General features: G+C 75.8%; 13 protein-coding genes. 2 read left to right on the top strand and 11 right to left on the bottom strand.

All coding sequences use genetic code 11. The annotated features are described in order from the left end of the window. Positions 1 to 102: 102 nt before the first annotated feature. Positions 103 to 1,656: a long-chain-fatty-acid--CoA ligase gene (locus STTU_RS12835; protein WP_234019224.1), complete on the bottom strand. Its 1,554-nt coding sequence runs from the start codon at positions 1,654 to 1,656 to the stop codon at positions 103 to 105. A 175-nt stretch (positions 1,657 to 1,831) separates the two neighbouring features. Here STTU_RS12835 and STTU_RS12840 point away from each other — a divergent pair, with 175 nt between their 5' ends. Next, positions 1,832 to 3,100, top strand: coding sequence for a helix-turn-helix domain-containing protein (locus STTU_RS12840; RefSeq protein ID WP_324607882.1), 1,269 nt, complete (start codon positions 1,832 to 1,834; stop codon positions 3,098 to 3,100). A 41-nt stretch (positions 3,101 to 3,141) separates the two neighbouring features. Here the strand turns inward: STTU_RS12840 and STTU_RS12845 are convergent, their stop codons facing one another. From STTU_RS12845 to STTU_RS12865, 6 genes are all read right to left on the bottom strand, one after another. Beyond that, positions 3,142 to 3,687 (bottom strand): cysteine hydrolase family protein, encoded by a 546-nt coding sequence (locus STTU_RS12845; protein ID WP_007823397.1) that lies wholly within the window; start codon positions 3,685 to 3,687, stop codon positions 3,142 to 3,144. 31 nt (positions 3,688 to 3,718) lie between these two features. Then, a complete protein-coding gene (locus tag STTU_RS12850; RefSeq protein WP_199785017.1) occupies positions 3,719 to 5,137 on the bottom strand; it encodes an MFS transporter in 1,419 nt (472 codons plus the stop codon). After that, positions 5,130 to 5,627 (bottom strand): MarR family winged helix-turn-helix transcriptional regulator, encoded by a 498-nt coding sequence (locus STTU_RS35875; protein ID WP_007823399.1) that lies wholly within the window; start codon positions 5,625 to 5,627, stop codon positions 5,130 to 5,132. The genes STTU_RS12850 and STTU_RS35875 overlap by 8 nt, the downstream gene beginning before the upstream one ends. A gap of 133 nt (positions 5,628 to 5,760) precedes the next feature. Continuing rightward, positions 5,761 to 6,783, bottom strand: a complete 1,023-nt coding sequence (locus STTU_RS12860) for a DUF4157 domain-containing protein (RefSeq protein ID WP_420713550.1) — start codon at positions 6,781 to 6,783, stop codon at positions 5,761 to 5,763. Continuing rightward, positions 6,669 to 7,187 carry an eCIS core domain-containing protein gene (locus tag STTU_RS36185; RefSeq protein WP_420713551.1) on the bottom strand — a complete coding sequence of 173 codons (519 nt, stop codon included), beginning with the start codon at positions 7,185 to 7,187 and terminating at the stop codon, positions 6,669 to 6,671. Before STTU_RS36185 ends, STTU_RS12860 begins: the two co-directional genes overlap by 115 nt. 209 nt (positions 7,188 to 7,396) lie before the next feature. After that, positions 7,397 to 8,068, bottom strand: a complete 672-nt coding sequence (locus STTU_RS12865) for a DUF4232 domain-containing protein (protein WP_043255039.1) — start codon at positions 8,066 to 8,068, stop codon at positions 7,397 to 7,399. A 473-nt stretch (positions 8,069 to 8,541) separates the two neighbouring features. On the opposite strand from STTU_RS12865, the gene STTU_RS12870 reads away from it, so the two are divergent. Next, positions 8,542 to 8,994, top strand: coding sequence for a DUF5707 domain-containing protein (locus STTU_RS12870; RefSeq protein WP_007823405.1), 453 nt, complete (start codon positions 8,542 to 8,544; stop codon positions 8,992 to 8,994). Positions 8,995 to 9,044: 50 nt separating this feature from the next. On the opposite strand, the gene STTU_RS12875 is transcribed toward STTU_RS12870, so the two are convergent. From STTU_RS12875 to STTU_RS12890, 4 genes are all read right to left on the bottom strand, one after another. Beyond that, positions 9,045 to 9,788, bottom strand: coding sequence for a prepilin peptidase (locus STTU_RS12875; RefSeq protein ID WP_007823407.1), 744 nt, complete (start codon positions 9,786 to 9,788; stop codon positions 9,045 to 9,047). 61 nt (positions 9,789 to 9,849) lie between these two features. Beyond that, positions 9,850 to 12,846, bottom strand: a complete 2,997-nt coding sequence (locus STTU_RS12880; protein ID WP_052862360.1) for a LysM peptidoglycan-binding domain-containing protein — start codon at positions 12,844 to 12,846, stop codon at positions 9,850 to 9,852. A 325-nt stretch (positions 12,847 to 13,171) separates the two neighbouring features. Then, entirely contained in the window at positions 13,172 to 13,999 is an 828-nt protein-coding gene (locus STTU_RS12885) for a nucleotidyltransferase domain-containing protein (protein WP_007823422.1), read from the bottom strand. A 130-nt stretch (positions 14,000 to 14,129) separates the two neighbouring features. Continuing rightward, positions 14,130 to 14,522, bottom strand: coding sequence for a VOC family protein (locus STTU_RS12890; protein WP_007823424.1), 393 nt, complete (start codon positions 14,520 to 14,522; stop codon positions 14,130 to 14,132). Positions 14,523 to 14,564 lie beyond the last annotated feature (42 nt).

Genomic DNA, 14,564 nt, shown 5'->3' on the forward strand with positions numbered 1-14,564 from the left:
GCGGGGGTGAGCGGGCGGGACGGGAAGGTCTCCCGCCCGGCCCACCCGCATACGGCCGCACACGGGCGCCGCACGCACACGGGAGGCCGCCCCCCGTACGCCTCAGTCGGCGCTCGGCACCTCGATGTCCCGTTTCTGGATCTTGCCCGTCGGGCCCTTCGGGAGCGCGGCGAGGAACCAGACGCGGCGCGGGTACTTGTAGGCCGCCACGCGCTCCTTCATCCAGGCGCGCAGGGACTCCGGGGTCTCCTCCGCGCCGGGGCGCAGGACGACGGCCGCGCCGACCTCCTCGCCGAGACGTGCGTCGGGGACGGGGAGCACGGCCGCCTCCAGGACCGCCGGGTGCTCGTACAGGACCTCTTCCAGCTCGCGCGGGTAGACGTTGTAGCCGCCCCGGATGATGAGGTCCTTCTTGCGGTCGACGATGTAGTAGAAGCCGTCCTCGTCGCGGCGCGCGAGGTCGCCCGTGCGCAACCGGCCGTCGGGGAGGAGGACTTCGGCCGTGGCCTCGGGGCGCCGCCAGTAGCCCTTCATGACGTTCGGGCCGCGCACGGCCAGTTCGCCGGTCTCGCCGTCCGCCAGCTCCGTGCCCTCCGGGTCCAGGATGCTCAGCTCGACGCCCGCGATCGGGGTGCCGATGGAACCGGCCTTGCGGGGGCGGTCGAGGTGGTTGAAGGCCGCGACGGGCGAGGTCTCCGAGAGGCCGTAGCCCTCCAGCACGTCGCAGCCGAACGCCTCCTCGAAGGCGTGCAGGACCTCGACGGGCATCGCGGCGCCGCCGCTGATGCACAGGCGCAGCGAGGACGCGTCGGCGTTCGCGGCGTCCGGGTGGTGCAGGAGCCCGGCGAACATCGTGGGGACGCCCTCGAAGACGGTGGCGCGCGTCGCGGCGAGCGTCGCGAGCACCGCGGCGGGGTCGAAGCGCGGGACGAGGGCGAGCGAGGCGCCCGAGAGGACGGCGGCGTTGAGCCCGGTGAGCTGGCCGAAGGCGTGGAAGAGGGGCAGACAGCCGAGGATCGTGTCGGCACCCGTGAGGCGCGCGAGGCCGGCCGTCGCGGCGGTGTTGCTCGCGAGGTTGCGGTGCGTGAGCTGGGCGCCCTTGGGGTGGCCCGTCGTGCCGGAGGTGTAGAGGATGACGGCGTCGTCGTCGGGGCCGCGCTCGGTGAGCGCGTCGGCGCTTTCGAGGTCCTCGGTCCCTGTCGGGGTGAACTGCCCCAGGCTCACGGGGTGGTGCGGGACGTCCGCCTTCGCCGCGCCCTCGGCCGGCTCGCCGGGGACGCCGTCCCAGGCGTAGAGCGCGCGGGCGCCGCTGTCGGCGAGGTGGAAGGCGACCTCGCGCTCCTTGAGGAGCGGGTTGAGCGGGACGACGACCCCGCCGGCGCGCAGGACGCCGTAGTAGAGGACGGCGAACTCGGGGACGTTCGGGAGCATGAGCCCGATCCGGTCCCCCGCCGTGAGCCCGTCCGCGCGCAGGCGCGCGGCGACGACGGCGGTCGAGCGCTCCAGGGTGCGGTAGTCGAGGGCGTACGGGCCGAGGAGGAGGGCCGGGGCCCCGGGGGTGCGGCGGGCGGTGTCCAGGAGGTGGTGGACAAGGCTTCCGGTGGACTCCCTGGGGCCGTCGGCCGCCGGGATCTGCCGCTGGGCCACGTCGCTCATGGTGGTGCTCCGCTTCCTCGCGTTCGCCCGAGCCCGGCACGTACGCGGGTACGCGACCGCCGGAACCCCTCGGGCCGCCCGGCCACGGTGCCGGGCGCCACCGGCCATCGTGCGCCGCGGGCTCCGCGCGGGGCCATGTCCCCCGCCACAATGCGAGGCGTCTCACGTTGTCGCCGTGAACAACACCACAGCGGCGGGCGCGCCCGCGCTCCCCGGGGCTACCGTGCCCCGCATGCCCGCCGTCCCGCCCCTCAGCCCGCCGCCCGGCACGATCCCGCTCGCGCGCACGCTCCTCGCGCGGGAGGAGGAGCTGGCCGACAAGCTCGACGAGAGCATCCGGTCCGAGGCGGAGGCGTACCGCGCCGACGACCCGGTGCCGCGCGCGGCTCTGCACGCCTCGACGCTCGGCAACGCCCGGCAGGTCCTCGGCTTTCTCGCGGGCGAGTCCGCGCCGGACGTCTCGGCCGCGGCGGCGACGGGGCGCGAGCGCGCGGCGCAGGGCGTCTCGGTCGCGGACATGACGCGCGCCTTCCGTATCGGCTTCGAGGCGCTGTGGCACCGGCTCGTACGGGAGGCGGCGCACCGCGAGGAGGTCTCGGCGGACGACCTCGTGACGCTGTCGGCCACGTTGTGGCAGCTCGCGGGGGTGTACGCGGACGCGGCGGCCGAGGCGCACCGTGCCACGACCGCCGAGCGGCTGCTCGTGCGCGAGCGGGAGCGCTCGGCGCTCGTCGAGGCGCTGTTCACGGGGGTGCTCGCGGAGCGTTCGGGGCTGCGCGAGGGGGCGCGGGCGCTGGGGCTCGCGCTGGACGGGCCGTTCGTCGTGGCGGTCGCGCGCTCGGTGGGCGGGGGCACGCTGCCGGGGCGGGAGGCGCTGCCGGGGATCGAGGCGGCGTTGCTCTCGGCGGGGCTGCGCTCGGCGTGGCGGCTGCTGCCCGACGAGCAGATCGGCGTGGTGGGGGTGCCGGGCGCGGGGGCGGTGCAGGCGCTCGGGGAGGCGCTGGGGCGGGTCGCCCGCGCGCGGATCGGCGTGAGTCCCCCGTACGACTCGCTGCGCGAGACCCCGCGCGCCCTCTGGTTCGCGCGCCTCGCGCTGCGCGGCCTCACGCGGGAGGGCGTGGCGCGCTTCGACGACAACCCGCTGACGGTCGTCGCCGCCGCGGCGCCCGAGGAGGCGGGCCGCGTGGCGCGGCTCGTCCTCGGGCCCGTACTGGCGCTGGGCGCGGCAGAGCGGGACCGGCTCCTCGACACGGTGGAGACGTGGTTCGCGGCCGGGGGCTCCGCCGAGGCGGCGGGGCGGCTCCTGTACTGCCACCCGAACACGGTGCGGTACCGGCTGCGGAAGGTGGAGGCGCTGACCGGCAGGTCGCTGAGCGCCCCGCAGGCGGTGGCGGAGCTGGGCCTCGCGGTACGGGCCGTCCGGCTGGAGGCGGCGGAGAAGTAGCCCGGCCCGTACCGGGGTCCGGCGTCCGGGGCGTACGCGGGCTAGAGCCCGGCCGCCCACTCCTCCACCGTCGCGACCTCGCCGCGCTTCGCGAGCAGCTTCGTCAGCAGCACCTCGTGGAGCTCCGGGCTCGGGTCGGCGCACGCGTCCGACAGCGCCGTGAACCGGTAGTCGAGGTCGATCGCCTGGAGCGCCGTGGAGAGCACGATGCCACCGGTCGCGATGCCCGCGAGGGCGAGCTGGTCGACGCCCTGCGCGCGCAGGATCTGGTCGAGGTTGGTCCCCGCGAAGGCGCTGACGCGGTTCTTGTACAGGACGGGCTCTCCGGGCGCGGGCGCCACGTCCGGGTGGATCTCGGCGTCCGGGTCGCCCGGGACGAAGCGGTCGTGCGGGAGGGCGCCGAACACCTTGTTGTTCGGGTGCGCGTCGACGTGCCCGGCGCGCAGGAGGAGGGCGACGTGGATCACGAGGACCCCCTTCTCCCGCGCGGCGGCCAGCGCGGCGGCGGCCCGCGTGAGGGCGGTGGGGTCCACGCGGCTGGCGTGGGCGTTCTGGAAGTCCATGAGGAGCAGGGCGGTACGGGACACGGGGGTGCCTTTCGGTGGCGCGGGTGGGGAGTCAGTCCGACGTGCCGACACGGCCGAGGGAGCGGTCGAAGAGCGTCATGACGAGGAACACCGCGCCCGCGCCGAGCATGACCCACGACAGCGCGTGCATGCCGCCCGTGTCGGCGCGCTCCCCGAAGGAGGCGGCGCTCGCGGACGAGGCGACCATCGAGCCGATGTAGGCGAAGGTGCGCAGGAGCCCGGCGGAGGACGCGGTGCGTTCCGGATCGGCCTGGAAGTAGACGGAGTTCTGGAGGGCGAGGTTGTTGAGCCCCTGCGGGACGCCGAAGACGAGGGCGACGAGGAGCAGGCTCCACAACGGGCTGGAGCCGGAGAGCGTGAGCAGGATCAGGCACGCGGCGATCTGCCCGAGCGCGCCGACGAGGAGCTTGCCCCGTACGCCCTTGCGGCGCCCGGACCAGATCGAGACGCCGATGGCGAGCAGGAACATGGGGATCTGCACGAGCCCCGCGTGGAACGGCGAGAGCCCGTACCCCTCCTCGGTCCACTGGCTGAAGCCGTAGAGGAAGGCGTACGAGACGACGTACGCGACGAGCGCGCGCCCGTACGTGGTGAGGAGCGGCGTGTTGCCGCCGAGCACGCGGAGGTCGATGAACGGCGTCTCGGCGCGCAACTCCCTTACGGCGAAGGCGGTTCCGGCGACGAGCGTGATGACGAGCAGGTACCAGTCCCGCAGGTGCAGGTTCATGAGGAACAGCAGCAGCGAGGTGAGGGTCGCCGCGAAGAACGCCATGCCGGGCAGGTCGAGTTGCGCGGCGACCCGACCGCGCCGCGGACTCTCGCCCGTACCGGCCGACCGGGGCAGCCGCCACCAGCCGAGCAGCAACGCGGCGACGGCGAGCGGGATGTTCAGCGCGAAGGTCGCGCGCCAGCCGCCGACCGCGATGAGGAGGCCGCCGAGGAGCGGGCCGATGACGGCGATGGTCTGGTTGGCGACGGCGAGCGCGGTGAGCACGCCGCCGGGGCTGTCGCGCCCGGTCCGCTTCGCCTCGCTCCGTACGAGGGCCATCGCGGCCGGATAACCGCCGCACGTGCCGAAACCGAGCAGGACGCGGGCGGCGATGAGGAAGCCGAGGTCGGGCGAGAGCGTGCCGAGGACACCGGCGAGACCGACGATGCTCGTGCTGATGAGGAAGAGCCTGCGCGGCCCGAAGATGTCGATGAGCCGCCCGACGACGGGCTGACCGAGCGAGGTCGCGAGGTAGAGCGCCGAGACGAGCCACGCGGTCTTCGACGGGGGCGCGCCGAGCGCGTCACCGATGGGGATGAGCGCGACCGAGATGATCGTCGAGTTGATCGGGTTGAGGACCGAGCCGAGCATCATCGGCGGCAGCAACCGCCGGTCGAAACGGGGCTGTGGGGCCCCGGACGTCTTCTCGCCCGTCCCGGTGTCCGTCCTCGGTTCAGTCATGGGTCAGTCGCTCCAGTACGGACATGGCGGCGATCACCGCCCGCAGCTCCTCCTCCGTGCACTCGTCCTGGAGCCGCGCGGCGAGCCATTCGGTACGGGCCTGGCGGCCCTCGTGGACGCGGCGGCGGCCCTCGGGCGTGAGGGTGATGAGCAGCCGGCGGCCGTCCTCGGGGTCGGGGGTGCGCACGACGAGGCCGCGCGCGGCGAGGGCGGCGACCGTCGCGGTCATCGACTGGTGCCGGACGCCTTCGGCGGCGGCGAGCACGCTCGTCGTGACCCCGGCCGCCGTCGCGGGCGTCTCGGTCTCGCGGGCGAGGCGCGCGAGCGCGGTGGACTGCCCGAGCGTGAGGTCCTCGGCCTCGGAGGCCCCGAGAATGCGGCGGCGCAGGCGGCTGATGACGGCCCTGACCTCGCGGGACGCCTGGACGGCGGCGGGCGAGGGCTGGGGCGGCGAGCCGGGGGGTTCGCTCGCGACAGGATCGGTGGGCATGCCACCTACCGTAACGCGTACAGGGTGAGCTGTACAGCCTTGCCTGTACGTAGGGGCGGAGGCAGCCGCCGGCGCTGGGCGGGGTCCACGGTCCCGGGGGCGAGCGGTAGCGGCTCGGCCCCCGGGGGCGTCGTCAGGAGGACGACTTGAAGGTGAGCAGCTTCCAGGCGTAACGGCCCGAGGCCAGCTCGGCGTTGAGGGCCTTCACGGCGTCGCCCTTGGCCGGGTGCCTCCGCTTCGCCTCCAGGAGGGCGATCTTCGCCGTCTTCGCCCGGACGCGCTCCGCCGCCTTGTGCCGGTGCGGGTTGGTGTCGTCCCCGGCGTCCTGCCGGTCCTTGGACAGGTCCTTGCGGAGCTTCTCGATCTCCGCGTCGGCCTTGCCGTTCGCCCGGGTGTTGTCGTGCACCTCGCGGCTGTACTTGGCGGTCGCGCCCACGGCTGTCGAGGGCTCGTCGTCGTCCTCGGCCTTCGTCCCCGCGCCGACCGACTGGAGGAAGGTGTTGACGTCCGGGACCGGCGCCCCGGTGCGGTCGGTCAGGGCGGGGCGGTAGAAGACGACGAGGTGGGTCGGGCCGCCCGGCTTGTTGGTGATGTACGACTCCGAGTAGGCGCGGTTGGTGGCGAAGCCCTGGTAGTGCGCCCCCTGCGGCAGCGCCCCGCCGAGCAGCCCGTTGAACTCGTCCCGGTCCATCGCGCGGAAGAGCGCCTTGGCGTCCCCCGTCCGGTCGGGCACGGTGTACCGCGTCGCGCCGCCGCCCATCTCGTGCGCGCCCGCCCCCGGCATGAGCCCGAGTTCGGCCGGTCCGGCGCCGGTCTGCGCCGGCGCGCGCTGCACCGTGCCGGGAGAGGCCGCCGTCCCCGTGCCGGAAGCCGTCGTCGTACCGGGAGCCGTCGTCGTACCAGGAGCCGTCGTCGTACCAGGAGCCGTCACCGTCCCCGGGCCGGTTCCGTGGCCCGTCTCCGGCGCCCGGGGCGCGGGGCCCGCCATGACCCGCTGGGCGTTCGCCTCCGCCTCGCGCTCGAACCGGTCCGCGGGGTCGCTCACGCGCAGGCCGCTGCCGTTGTCGGTGCCCGCGACGGGCCCTTCGCGCTGCTGGAGGACGTGGGTCGGCTCGTGCGCGAGCGTGTGGTGGTCGCCGCTGCCCGCGCCCAGCACGACGTGGTTGCCCGAGGTGTAGGCGCGCGCGCCGACCTCGCGGCCGAGGTGCGCGCGGCCTCGTCGGTGTGCAGGCGCACGTCGGCGAAGTCCGCGCCGAGCCGCGACTCCATGTCCTGGCGCACGGGGGAGGGCAGGGGCGTACCGGCCGAGCCGATCACCCGCTCGACGGCGGAGCGCTGCACCGGCGTCCCGTGCCCGCACCCCTCGCCGTGCTCGTGGCGCCCGCGCTCCAGCGCCTCCGCGACGGCCGCGTTCCCGGCGGCCCGCTGGAGGGCGAGGACCGCGCGCGGGGAGCCGACGGGGGCGGGGCGCCCCGGCGCGCGGCCCGGCGCCGTCGCCTCCGCGCGGAGCGTCCGGCCGCCCCGCGCCTCCCCGCCCGAGCGCCTGTCCTGACCGTGCATACGAACCCCTGACCGAGCGGACAGCTGTGGTACCGCTCCTGCCTATCAGTCCCCGTTCCGCCCGCGACAGGACCGGGCGGGCAGCCGTGCGGGCAGCCGCGGGGGGCGGCATCGCGGGCACCGGGGCGCGCAGCCCCGTACGGAACGGCCCGGGGCCGGGGGGCGCATCCCGCGCCCACCCCTGCCGGGACCGCCGCCCGCGTATGCCGTCACCGAGGGAAGGACGAGCTGAGGGGGCCGGTCGTGAGGGTGCCGCCGCAGACGCGGATGCCCGCCGTGGTGGAGGAGGTGACGGCCTTGGTGTTGCCCGGCGCGTAGACCTTTATCCTCGCGGGCTCGGCCGCGCAGTCGCCGCCCGTGACGCCCTTCCCGGGGGTCTTGACCACGGCGTGGGCGCTGTCCCCGTTGTCCAGCACGACGTTGCCGCCCGCGCCGCCGTCCTGGGAGCGCGTGGCGGGCTTGCCGATCTGCTTGCCGGAGCCGTCGAGGAGCGACAGGCCCGCGTACCCGCGCACGGCGCAGCGCCCGCCCGTGTTGGTGAGCTGGAGGTCGTAGTACTCGCTGTTCATCTCGGAGCCCTTGGCGACGAGCTTGACCTTCAGGTCGGGGGCGGTGCAGTCGGACCTCGGGACGTCCGCGTCCGGGGAGGGGGAGTCCGTCTCGGTGGCCGCGGTCGGGTCCCCGCTCCCCGGCGACTCGTCGGCGCGGTCCTCGGAGGCGGACGGCTGGGGGTCGGAGGAGCCCTCCGTGCCGGCCGCGGAGGTATTGGCGGCGGGAGCGGCGGCGTCGTCGTCGCCGCCGACCCCGCATCCGGCCAGGCCGAGGACGCCGGCGAGGGCCACGGTGGCGAGCAGTCCGGTTCGTGTGCGTGCGTTCGTCATGGTCGCCTCATTGCCTCTCGTGCGGGGAACATGCTGACCCTGACTGTGATGACGCCCGGGACGAAAAAGTTCACGCCGCGCACTCCCCCGGCGTTGCGGTCGTCGTGTGCGCGCGGTCGCGTCACCGTCGCGCGGGCGAAGGAGGTACTCCGACGGGCCCGGGTCGGTCCAGCGGCCACCGTGGCGCCCAGGCACGTGTCGCGAGCGGTTCCCGGCGGGGGCGGACATCTTTCCGCGGGGCGTCGCGGGGGTGCGTGACGGGGCGTTTTCCCTGCTGGGGGGCGGTGCGGTGAGGCGGATGACCTGTGCGGGCTCCCGGGGCGAGGCGCACGTGCCTACGGGGTCTGAGTACCGCGGTTGAGTAGTTCCGCCCGTGTGGTGACAGGGGCTTCGGCGGCAGGCTTTGGTCAACGCCGCGGCGCACGGAGCGCTCGGTGAAGAGACCGCACCGGTCACCTATGAGGGGATACCCCATGTCCAAGCGCCTCGTCGTCTCGTCGCTCGTCGGAGCCGCCGCCATCGCCGCCGGTACCCTCGCGCTGGTCTCCTCGGCCGAGGCCGCCGCCCCGGCCAAGCCGGAGATCTCCAAGGCCACCGCCCGCTTCACCGGCACGGCCGGTGCGGGCGCCTCGCTCACCTTCACCGCCACCGTGGCGGACGACTCCGGCGTCAAGAGCCTGCGAGTGCTCGCCTGGCCCGCCGGCTCGCATCTCGACCCCACGGCGGGCGAGATGCGCGACGTCGAGGAGGCCACGTGCAAGGCGACGTCCCCGACGACCTCCGAGTGCGTCTACGCCGTGAAGAGTTCGGCGAAGGACGCCGCCGCGCTGCCCGACGGCGTCTGGCACGTCTCCGCGCTGGCCACCGCCAAGGACCACGACACGACCTTCGTGCCCCGGGCCGCCACGTTCACCGTGAAGCGCTGACCGCCCCCTCCGGTCGGCGACAGGGCTGAGGGAGGACGGACCCGTCCCCCTCAGCCCGCCCCGAACGCCCCCGCCAGCACCCCGAGGTACGCCCCCGCGAGGAGCGCCGGGCCGAAGGGGATCGCCGTGCGGCGGGTGGCCCGGCGGAGGGCGATGAGGACGAGGCCGTACAGGGCCGCGAGCAGGAAGCCCGCGAAGACGCCCAGGAAGAGGGCGCCCCAGCCGTACCAGGTGAGGGCGAGGCCGAGAAGCAGGGCGAGTTTCACGTCGCCGAAGCCGAGGCCCGAGGGGCTGACGAGGAAGAGGACCGCGAAGCCGCCCGCGAGAGCCACCGCGCCGAGCAGGGCGCGCGGCCAGCTTCCCGCGTGTTCGGGGTGCAGCGCCGCGAGGCCGAGGAGCGCGGCGGCGAGGGGGGCCGTCGTGAGGGTGAGGGGGTCGGGGAGGCGCTGGACGCGCAGGTCGGTGCGGAAGAGGAGGACGCCCGGGGGCGCGAGCAGCAGCCACACGAACAGCTCGGGGCGCGGGCCCGTCGCCGCCGCGAGCAGCGCGCACAGGAGCGCGGTCCCGAGCGCGTACGGGTACGGGGAGGGGCCGTGCCCGGCCGGGCAGGCGCGGACGCCGACCCAGCCCCGTACCGGATCGCCCTCCGGGCACACCGTGCTCCACGGCTCGCCCGCCGGGACGGCGAAACGGTGGGCCGCGCGCGGCAGGAACGCGCCCGCGAGCGCGCCCCACACGGCCGCGCAGACCGCGAGGAACGCGGGTGAGGCGGCGAGTCCGGCGGCGGAGGTCATGCCGGGCCCGCCCCGCACGTGTCCGTGTCCCTGGCCGTCACCCGTGCCCTCCCGGCACCGCTCACGCCGTCCCCGCCTCGTCGGAGGCAGCCGCGCCCGGGAGCAGTTCGTCGAGCAACGCCGCCGTGCGGGGCGGGAGTCCACGGGCTCCGGAGCGGGTCGCGAACGCGGACGCGAGGGCGCGGAGGCGGGGCGCGTCGCCCGTCGCGTGGACGGCGCGCAGGAGTTCGTTCCACAGGCGTTCGTCGGTGCCCGCGCTCACCAGGGCGCGCTCCAGCGCCTCCGCCGCCTGCGGGGCGCGGTCGCGTTCGAGGTGGAAGGCGGCGAGAGCGAGGCCGATGTCGGCCACCAGGAGCGGGAGTTGGGCGTCGACGATCTCGTGCGCGAGCCAGCCGTAGCGACCCGCGGGCCGCTCGGCGAGGAGCGGGCCGCGCACGAGGCCGAGCGCGTCGGTGAGGAGCCTGCCGCGTACCGCGCGGTCGTCGGCGCCGCGTCCGCTCGTCGCCTCGTGGTAGAGCGAGCGGAGCACGTCGAGGTCGGAGACGACGGAGGCGTCGAGCACGAGACGGCCCGTGGCGTCCTCGCGCAGGCGCGGCGTGCCGTCCTCGCCCGTGCCGAGCCAGTCGCGCAACCGCGCGACGGTCGCCTCGCGCACGTCGTCACCGGCGCCGCGCGGCCACAGCGCGGAGGCGAGGACGCGCGGGTGGACGCCCTCGCGGTGCAGGAGGAGGAGGGCGAGGGCTTCGCGCAGGAGCGGGCCGCGCTCGTCGTCGGGCGCGTCGAGGCCCATGAGTTCGTACCGGCCGACGAGGCGCGCGTACACCGAGGGACGGCCCTGTTCGCTGATGTCGACGAGGAAGGGCGGCCGGTGGGCCGCGGCCGGGCCCGCCGGGTCGTCGTCCCCGCCGCCACCGCCGAAGGCGTCGGCCGCCGCGAAGAGGCGTGCCACGGCGGCGTGCTGCGGCCCGGGGAGGAGCTGGGCGTCCAGTTCGAGGCCGAGGAGCGGGGCCAGGAGACGGCCCTCGGAGGTGATCTCCATCTCCCAGGCGGCACCGGGCAGTTGGTCCGGGCCCGCGCCCACGAGGTAACCGATGCCCAAGCGGGCGGCGTCATGGGCGAGTTCCGCGAGGCGGGCGGCCTGTTCGGCGTCGGGTTCGGCGGCCAGGAGGACCAGGTGGGCGGCCCAGCCGGCCTGGTGGGCGGGGCCCGTACGGCCCGTGAGGACGGAGTCCGCGCCCGCCGCGCCGAGCCCCGCGCGGCGGCTCGCGGTCTCGGCCTCCATGACGTCCAGGAGCGCCGCGACGTCGTCGAGCGGGCGCAGCCGCGAGGGGGCGAGCGGGACGAGGTCGGCGCCGAAGCCGACGAGCGTCACCGTCATGCGGTCCGACCAGCCGTTGGTGGCGAGTTCGGCGGCGACCGAGGAGAGCACGGCCTGCCGGTCGGCGGGCGCGCCCGCGAGCGAGACGAGCCCGGGGACGGCCTCCAGGTTGAGGAGGAGGCGCGAGCCGTCCTGCGCGCCGAGGCTGACGAGTCCCGGGTACGGGGCGGCCTGCGGCTCCTCGTCGGCGGGCTCGTCCGTACTGTCCGGGTCCACTGCGGGAACGGGTACTTCGCGGCCTTCGAGGCGCCAGAACGTCTCGTCCTCGCCGTGGGTCCAGGGGGCGGGGGGCGGGCCCGCCGGTTCGGCGAGCTGGAGGTGGAGTTCCTCGGTGCCGAGCCAGGCCGCGTAGACGAGGGGCAGGGGGCGGCCCTCGGCGGCGAGCGAGCGGGCGAGGGAGCGGAGTGCGCGGTCGAGGAAGCGGACGGCCCCCGGGTCGGCGCCCGCGAAGAGCGCGTCCTGCACGTCGGCCTCGTCGCCGCTCGGTGTGGGCAGCTCCATGCCCCGGCGGCGGCCGGCGACGGCGGTCGCCGCCTGCCACAGCGCGGCCCTGCGGCGGCGCCCGAGCGCGGCGAGGAGACCGGCGGCGAGGAGCGGGGCGCCGAGAAGGGCCTCGGGGAGGCCCGGGGTGTGCGAGGCGGGGGCGGCGACCTCCTCGCCCGCGGGCGGGGTCGCGGTGTGTCCGGCCGCGTGCTCGTGGTGGGCCGGGACGGTGAAGTGCCCCGTCGTGGTGTCGCCGTCCCGCGCGGCGGGGCGCTGCTGCTCGTGGCCGCCCTGACCGGCCTGTCCGCCCCGGCCGTCCTGCCCGTCCTTCGCGTACGCGTCGAGTTCCTGCTGCTGCCCCTTGCTCAACTCCGGATTCGCGCCGGGCGTTTCGACGAGTTCGCCGCCGTGGGCGTCGGCGGGCATCTCCATGATCCAGCCGGGCCTGATGAGGCTCGCCTCGGAGAGCCGGGAGCCGTCGGGCTGCACGCGGTCCTTGTTGAGGGCGTAGATCTCCTTGTAGCGGCGGCCGTCGTCCAGGTGGCGCTGCGCGATCTCCCAGAGGGAGTCGTGGTGGCGGCCCTCGGGCGGCTGGATGCGGTAGAACTTCGTTCCCTGCTGGTGGGTCCCGCCGGTGTCGGCCTGCCGCGCGATCTGCTCCGCCTGGCGGGCGAGGGCGTCCGCCGCGCTCTGCTGCCGGCCGCCGACGAGACCGCCCGGGGTCTGCTGGGCGGCGGCGACGGTGGGCCGGTGCGTGTCGGGGGCCTGCTGCCCGAAGCCGGGGATCCCGGGCGTGAAGCTCGCGGCCGTGGCCCCCAGGAGGAGGACGGCGGCGACGAGTTGGCGCGCGAGGAGCTGGCTCGGACCCGCGCCGGGAACCCGCGCGGGCAGCCCGACGCCGGAGACGGCGGCCTTCACCTCCACGAGCACGCAGGCGGTGAACTGCGCCCAGGCGATCCACACGACCAGCATGAGGATGCGTATGAGCGTCTCGGCGTCGATGGCCGAGCTGAGCCATTCGCCGGGCGGCCCGTCCGGTACCGGGCGCCCCACCTGGATGAGCCCGAACGGCACCCCGAGGACGAGCGCGAGCAGCGCGACGACGGCGAGGAGCGCCTTCATCACGTCCCCGAACGTCCGCCGCGGGCGCGGCGGTACGGGCATCGGGCTCGCGGACCGTGCGGAACTACGTGCCATGAAAGCCTTCCCGGGCGACCGGTGCGGAACTGCTGTACGAGGCACAGCGGGTTTACGGGGCAGAGCCTAACGGCCGGTAAGTGCCCCTCGCAGGGGTCACGCCCCGAAGTGCGGGGGGCTTTGGGTGAGTTGCGGCGGGTAGTGCGGTACGTCCCCGGCTGACGTCCCACGTTGACGCCGCACGCCGGGCGCTCGGGCCCCGGCACCCGCGCGTTGGCGCCCGCGCTCCGACACCCAGGTGTGGGAGCCCGCGCCTTGGTGCCCGCCCCGCCCCAGCCGCCCGCCGCCCCGCCCGGACGCCGCCCCCGCCTGGACGCCCCCCGCCTCACCCGCCCGGTCGCTCCGCCGCCGACTCGATGACGCCCTCCCACGTCCGCCGGTACCCCTCCCGCAGCGGCCCGCCCACCAGCGCGAGTACCGCGCCCGCCGCCTCGACGAGCGGTCCCGCCTCGTCGTCGGCGCAGAGCCTGAGGTGCGCGTCGAGCAGCGCTCCGCCCCGTTCCGGGTCGGCCGCGCGCAGTCTCCGGGGCAGCCACTTGCCGCCTGCCGTCCAGGCCCGCCGGTGGTCGCACAGCAGCTCGGCGGCGGCCCCGAAGACGTAGCCGCCGAGCGCGAGCCGCTCGTGCCGGTCGCGCACGTCGGCGAGGTCGTCGAGGGCGTCCGTCAGCCCGTACCGCCTGGTCTCGACGCTCGCCGCGGGCAGCGGGGGCGGGCCCTCGTCCAGGAGCGCGACGGCGCGGGCGCGCGCCTCACCGGCCGCGCCCTCGCGGTCGATGAGGACGAGCCCCTGGGCGTAGAGGTACGGGAGCACGGGGCGGCGCGAGGCCCGGTCGGCGGCGAACAGCTCGGCGAGCCCGGCCCGGGTGTGGACGAACAGTTCGGCGACCCGGCCCTCGTGGCGCACGGTCTCGCGCAGCGTCACGGCCGTGTCGGGGACGAGGACCGCGAGGTCGAGATCGCTCAGCGGCCCGGCCCGCCCGGCGGCGGCGGAGCCGCCGAGCACCGCCCCGAGCGCCTCGGGGAACCGCGTGCGCACGAGGCGGCGCGCCTGGTCCACGAGGTCCTGCGCGAGGGGGGCCGCGCCCGCGTCCGCGGGCGGGTCCGCGCCCGGGTCCGCGGGCGGGTCCGCGCCCGGGTCCGTCTGGGGGTTCATGCGTGAGTCCATACGCGAGCCTCGCACACCACGCGTCCCGTCCGCCGCGCGCCCGACCCGGCACACCCCGCCGCGCCCGCCTCACACGCCGCGCGCCCCGCTCCGCCCGCCACAGGCCCCGTGCCGCCCGCTACCCCGCCCGCGTCGCGATCTGGATCAGGTTGCCGCACGTGTCGTCGAAGACCGCCATGGTGACGGGCCCCGCCGTCAGCGGCTCCTGGGTGAAGCGGACGCCGAGGGCGCTCAGGCGCTCGTACTCCGCCGCCACGTCGTCCACGGCGAACTGCGCGAGCGGGATGCCGTCCTCGACGAGCGCTCTGCGGTACGGGCCCACCGCCGGGTGCCGCGCGGGCTCCAGGAGGAGTTCGGTGCCCCCCGGGTCGTCGGGCGCGACGACGGTGAGCCAGCGATCCGCGCCGCCCAGCGGGACGTCGTGCTTCTTCACGAAGCCGAGGACGCGCGTGTAGAAGTGCTCGGCCCGTGTCTGGTCGTCGACGAAGACGCTGGTGAGGTGGATCTTCACAGGATGCTCTCCTCGGGTCCGGCGGGACGGCGGAAGGGCCCG

The organism is Streptomyces sp. Tu6071 (assembly GCF_000213055.1).
GTDB lineage: Bacteria > Actinomycetota > Actinomycetes > Streptomycetales > Streptomycetaceae > Streptomyces > Streptomyces evansiae.

Bases quoted from the DNA above. Each gene is read 5' to 3' on its own strand.
- STTU_RS12850 (WP_199785017.1), bottom strand. From the start codon at position 5,137: ATGACTGAACCGAGGACGGACACCGGGACGGGCGAGAAGACGTCCGGG.
- STTU_RS12865 (WP_043255039.1), bottom strand. From the start codon at position 8,068: ATGACGAACGCACGCACACGAACCGGACTGCTCGCCACCGTGGCCCTC.
- STTU_RS12870 (WP_007823405.1), top strand. From the start codon at position 8,542: ATGTCCAAGCGCCTCGTCGTCTCGTCGCTCGTCGGAGCCGCCGCCATC.
- STTU_RS12885 (WP_007823422.1), bottom strand. From the start codon at position 13,999: ATGAACCCCCAGACGGACCCGGGCGCGGACCCGCCCGCGGACCCGGGC.
- STTU_RS35875 (WP_007823399.1), bottom strand. From the start codon at position 5,627: ATGCCCACCGATCCTGTCGCGAGCGAACCCCCCGGCTCGCCGCCCCAG.
- STTU_RS12835 (WP_234019224.1), bottom strand. From the start codon at position 1,656: ATGAGCGACGTGGCCCAGCGGCAGATCCCGGCGGCCGACGGCCCCAGG.
- STTU_RS12880 (WP_052862360.1), bottom strand. From the start codon at position 12,846: ATGGCACGTAGTTCCGCACGGTCCGCGAGCCCGATGCCCGTACCGCCG.
- STTU_RS36185 (WP_420713551.1), bottom strand. From the start codon at position 7,187: ATGCACGGTCAGGACAGGCGCTCGGGCGGGGAGGCGCGGGGCGGCCGG.
- STTU_RS12875 (WP_007823407.1), bottom strand. From the start codon at position 9,788: ATGACCTCCGCCGCCGGACTCGCCGCCTCACCCGCGTTCCTCGCGGTC.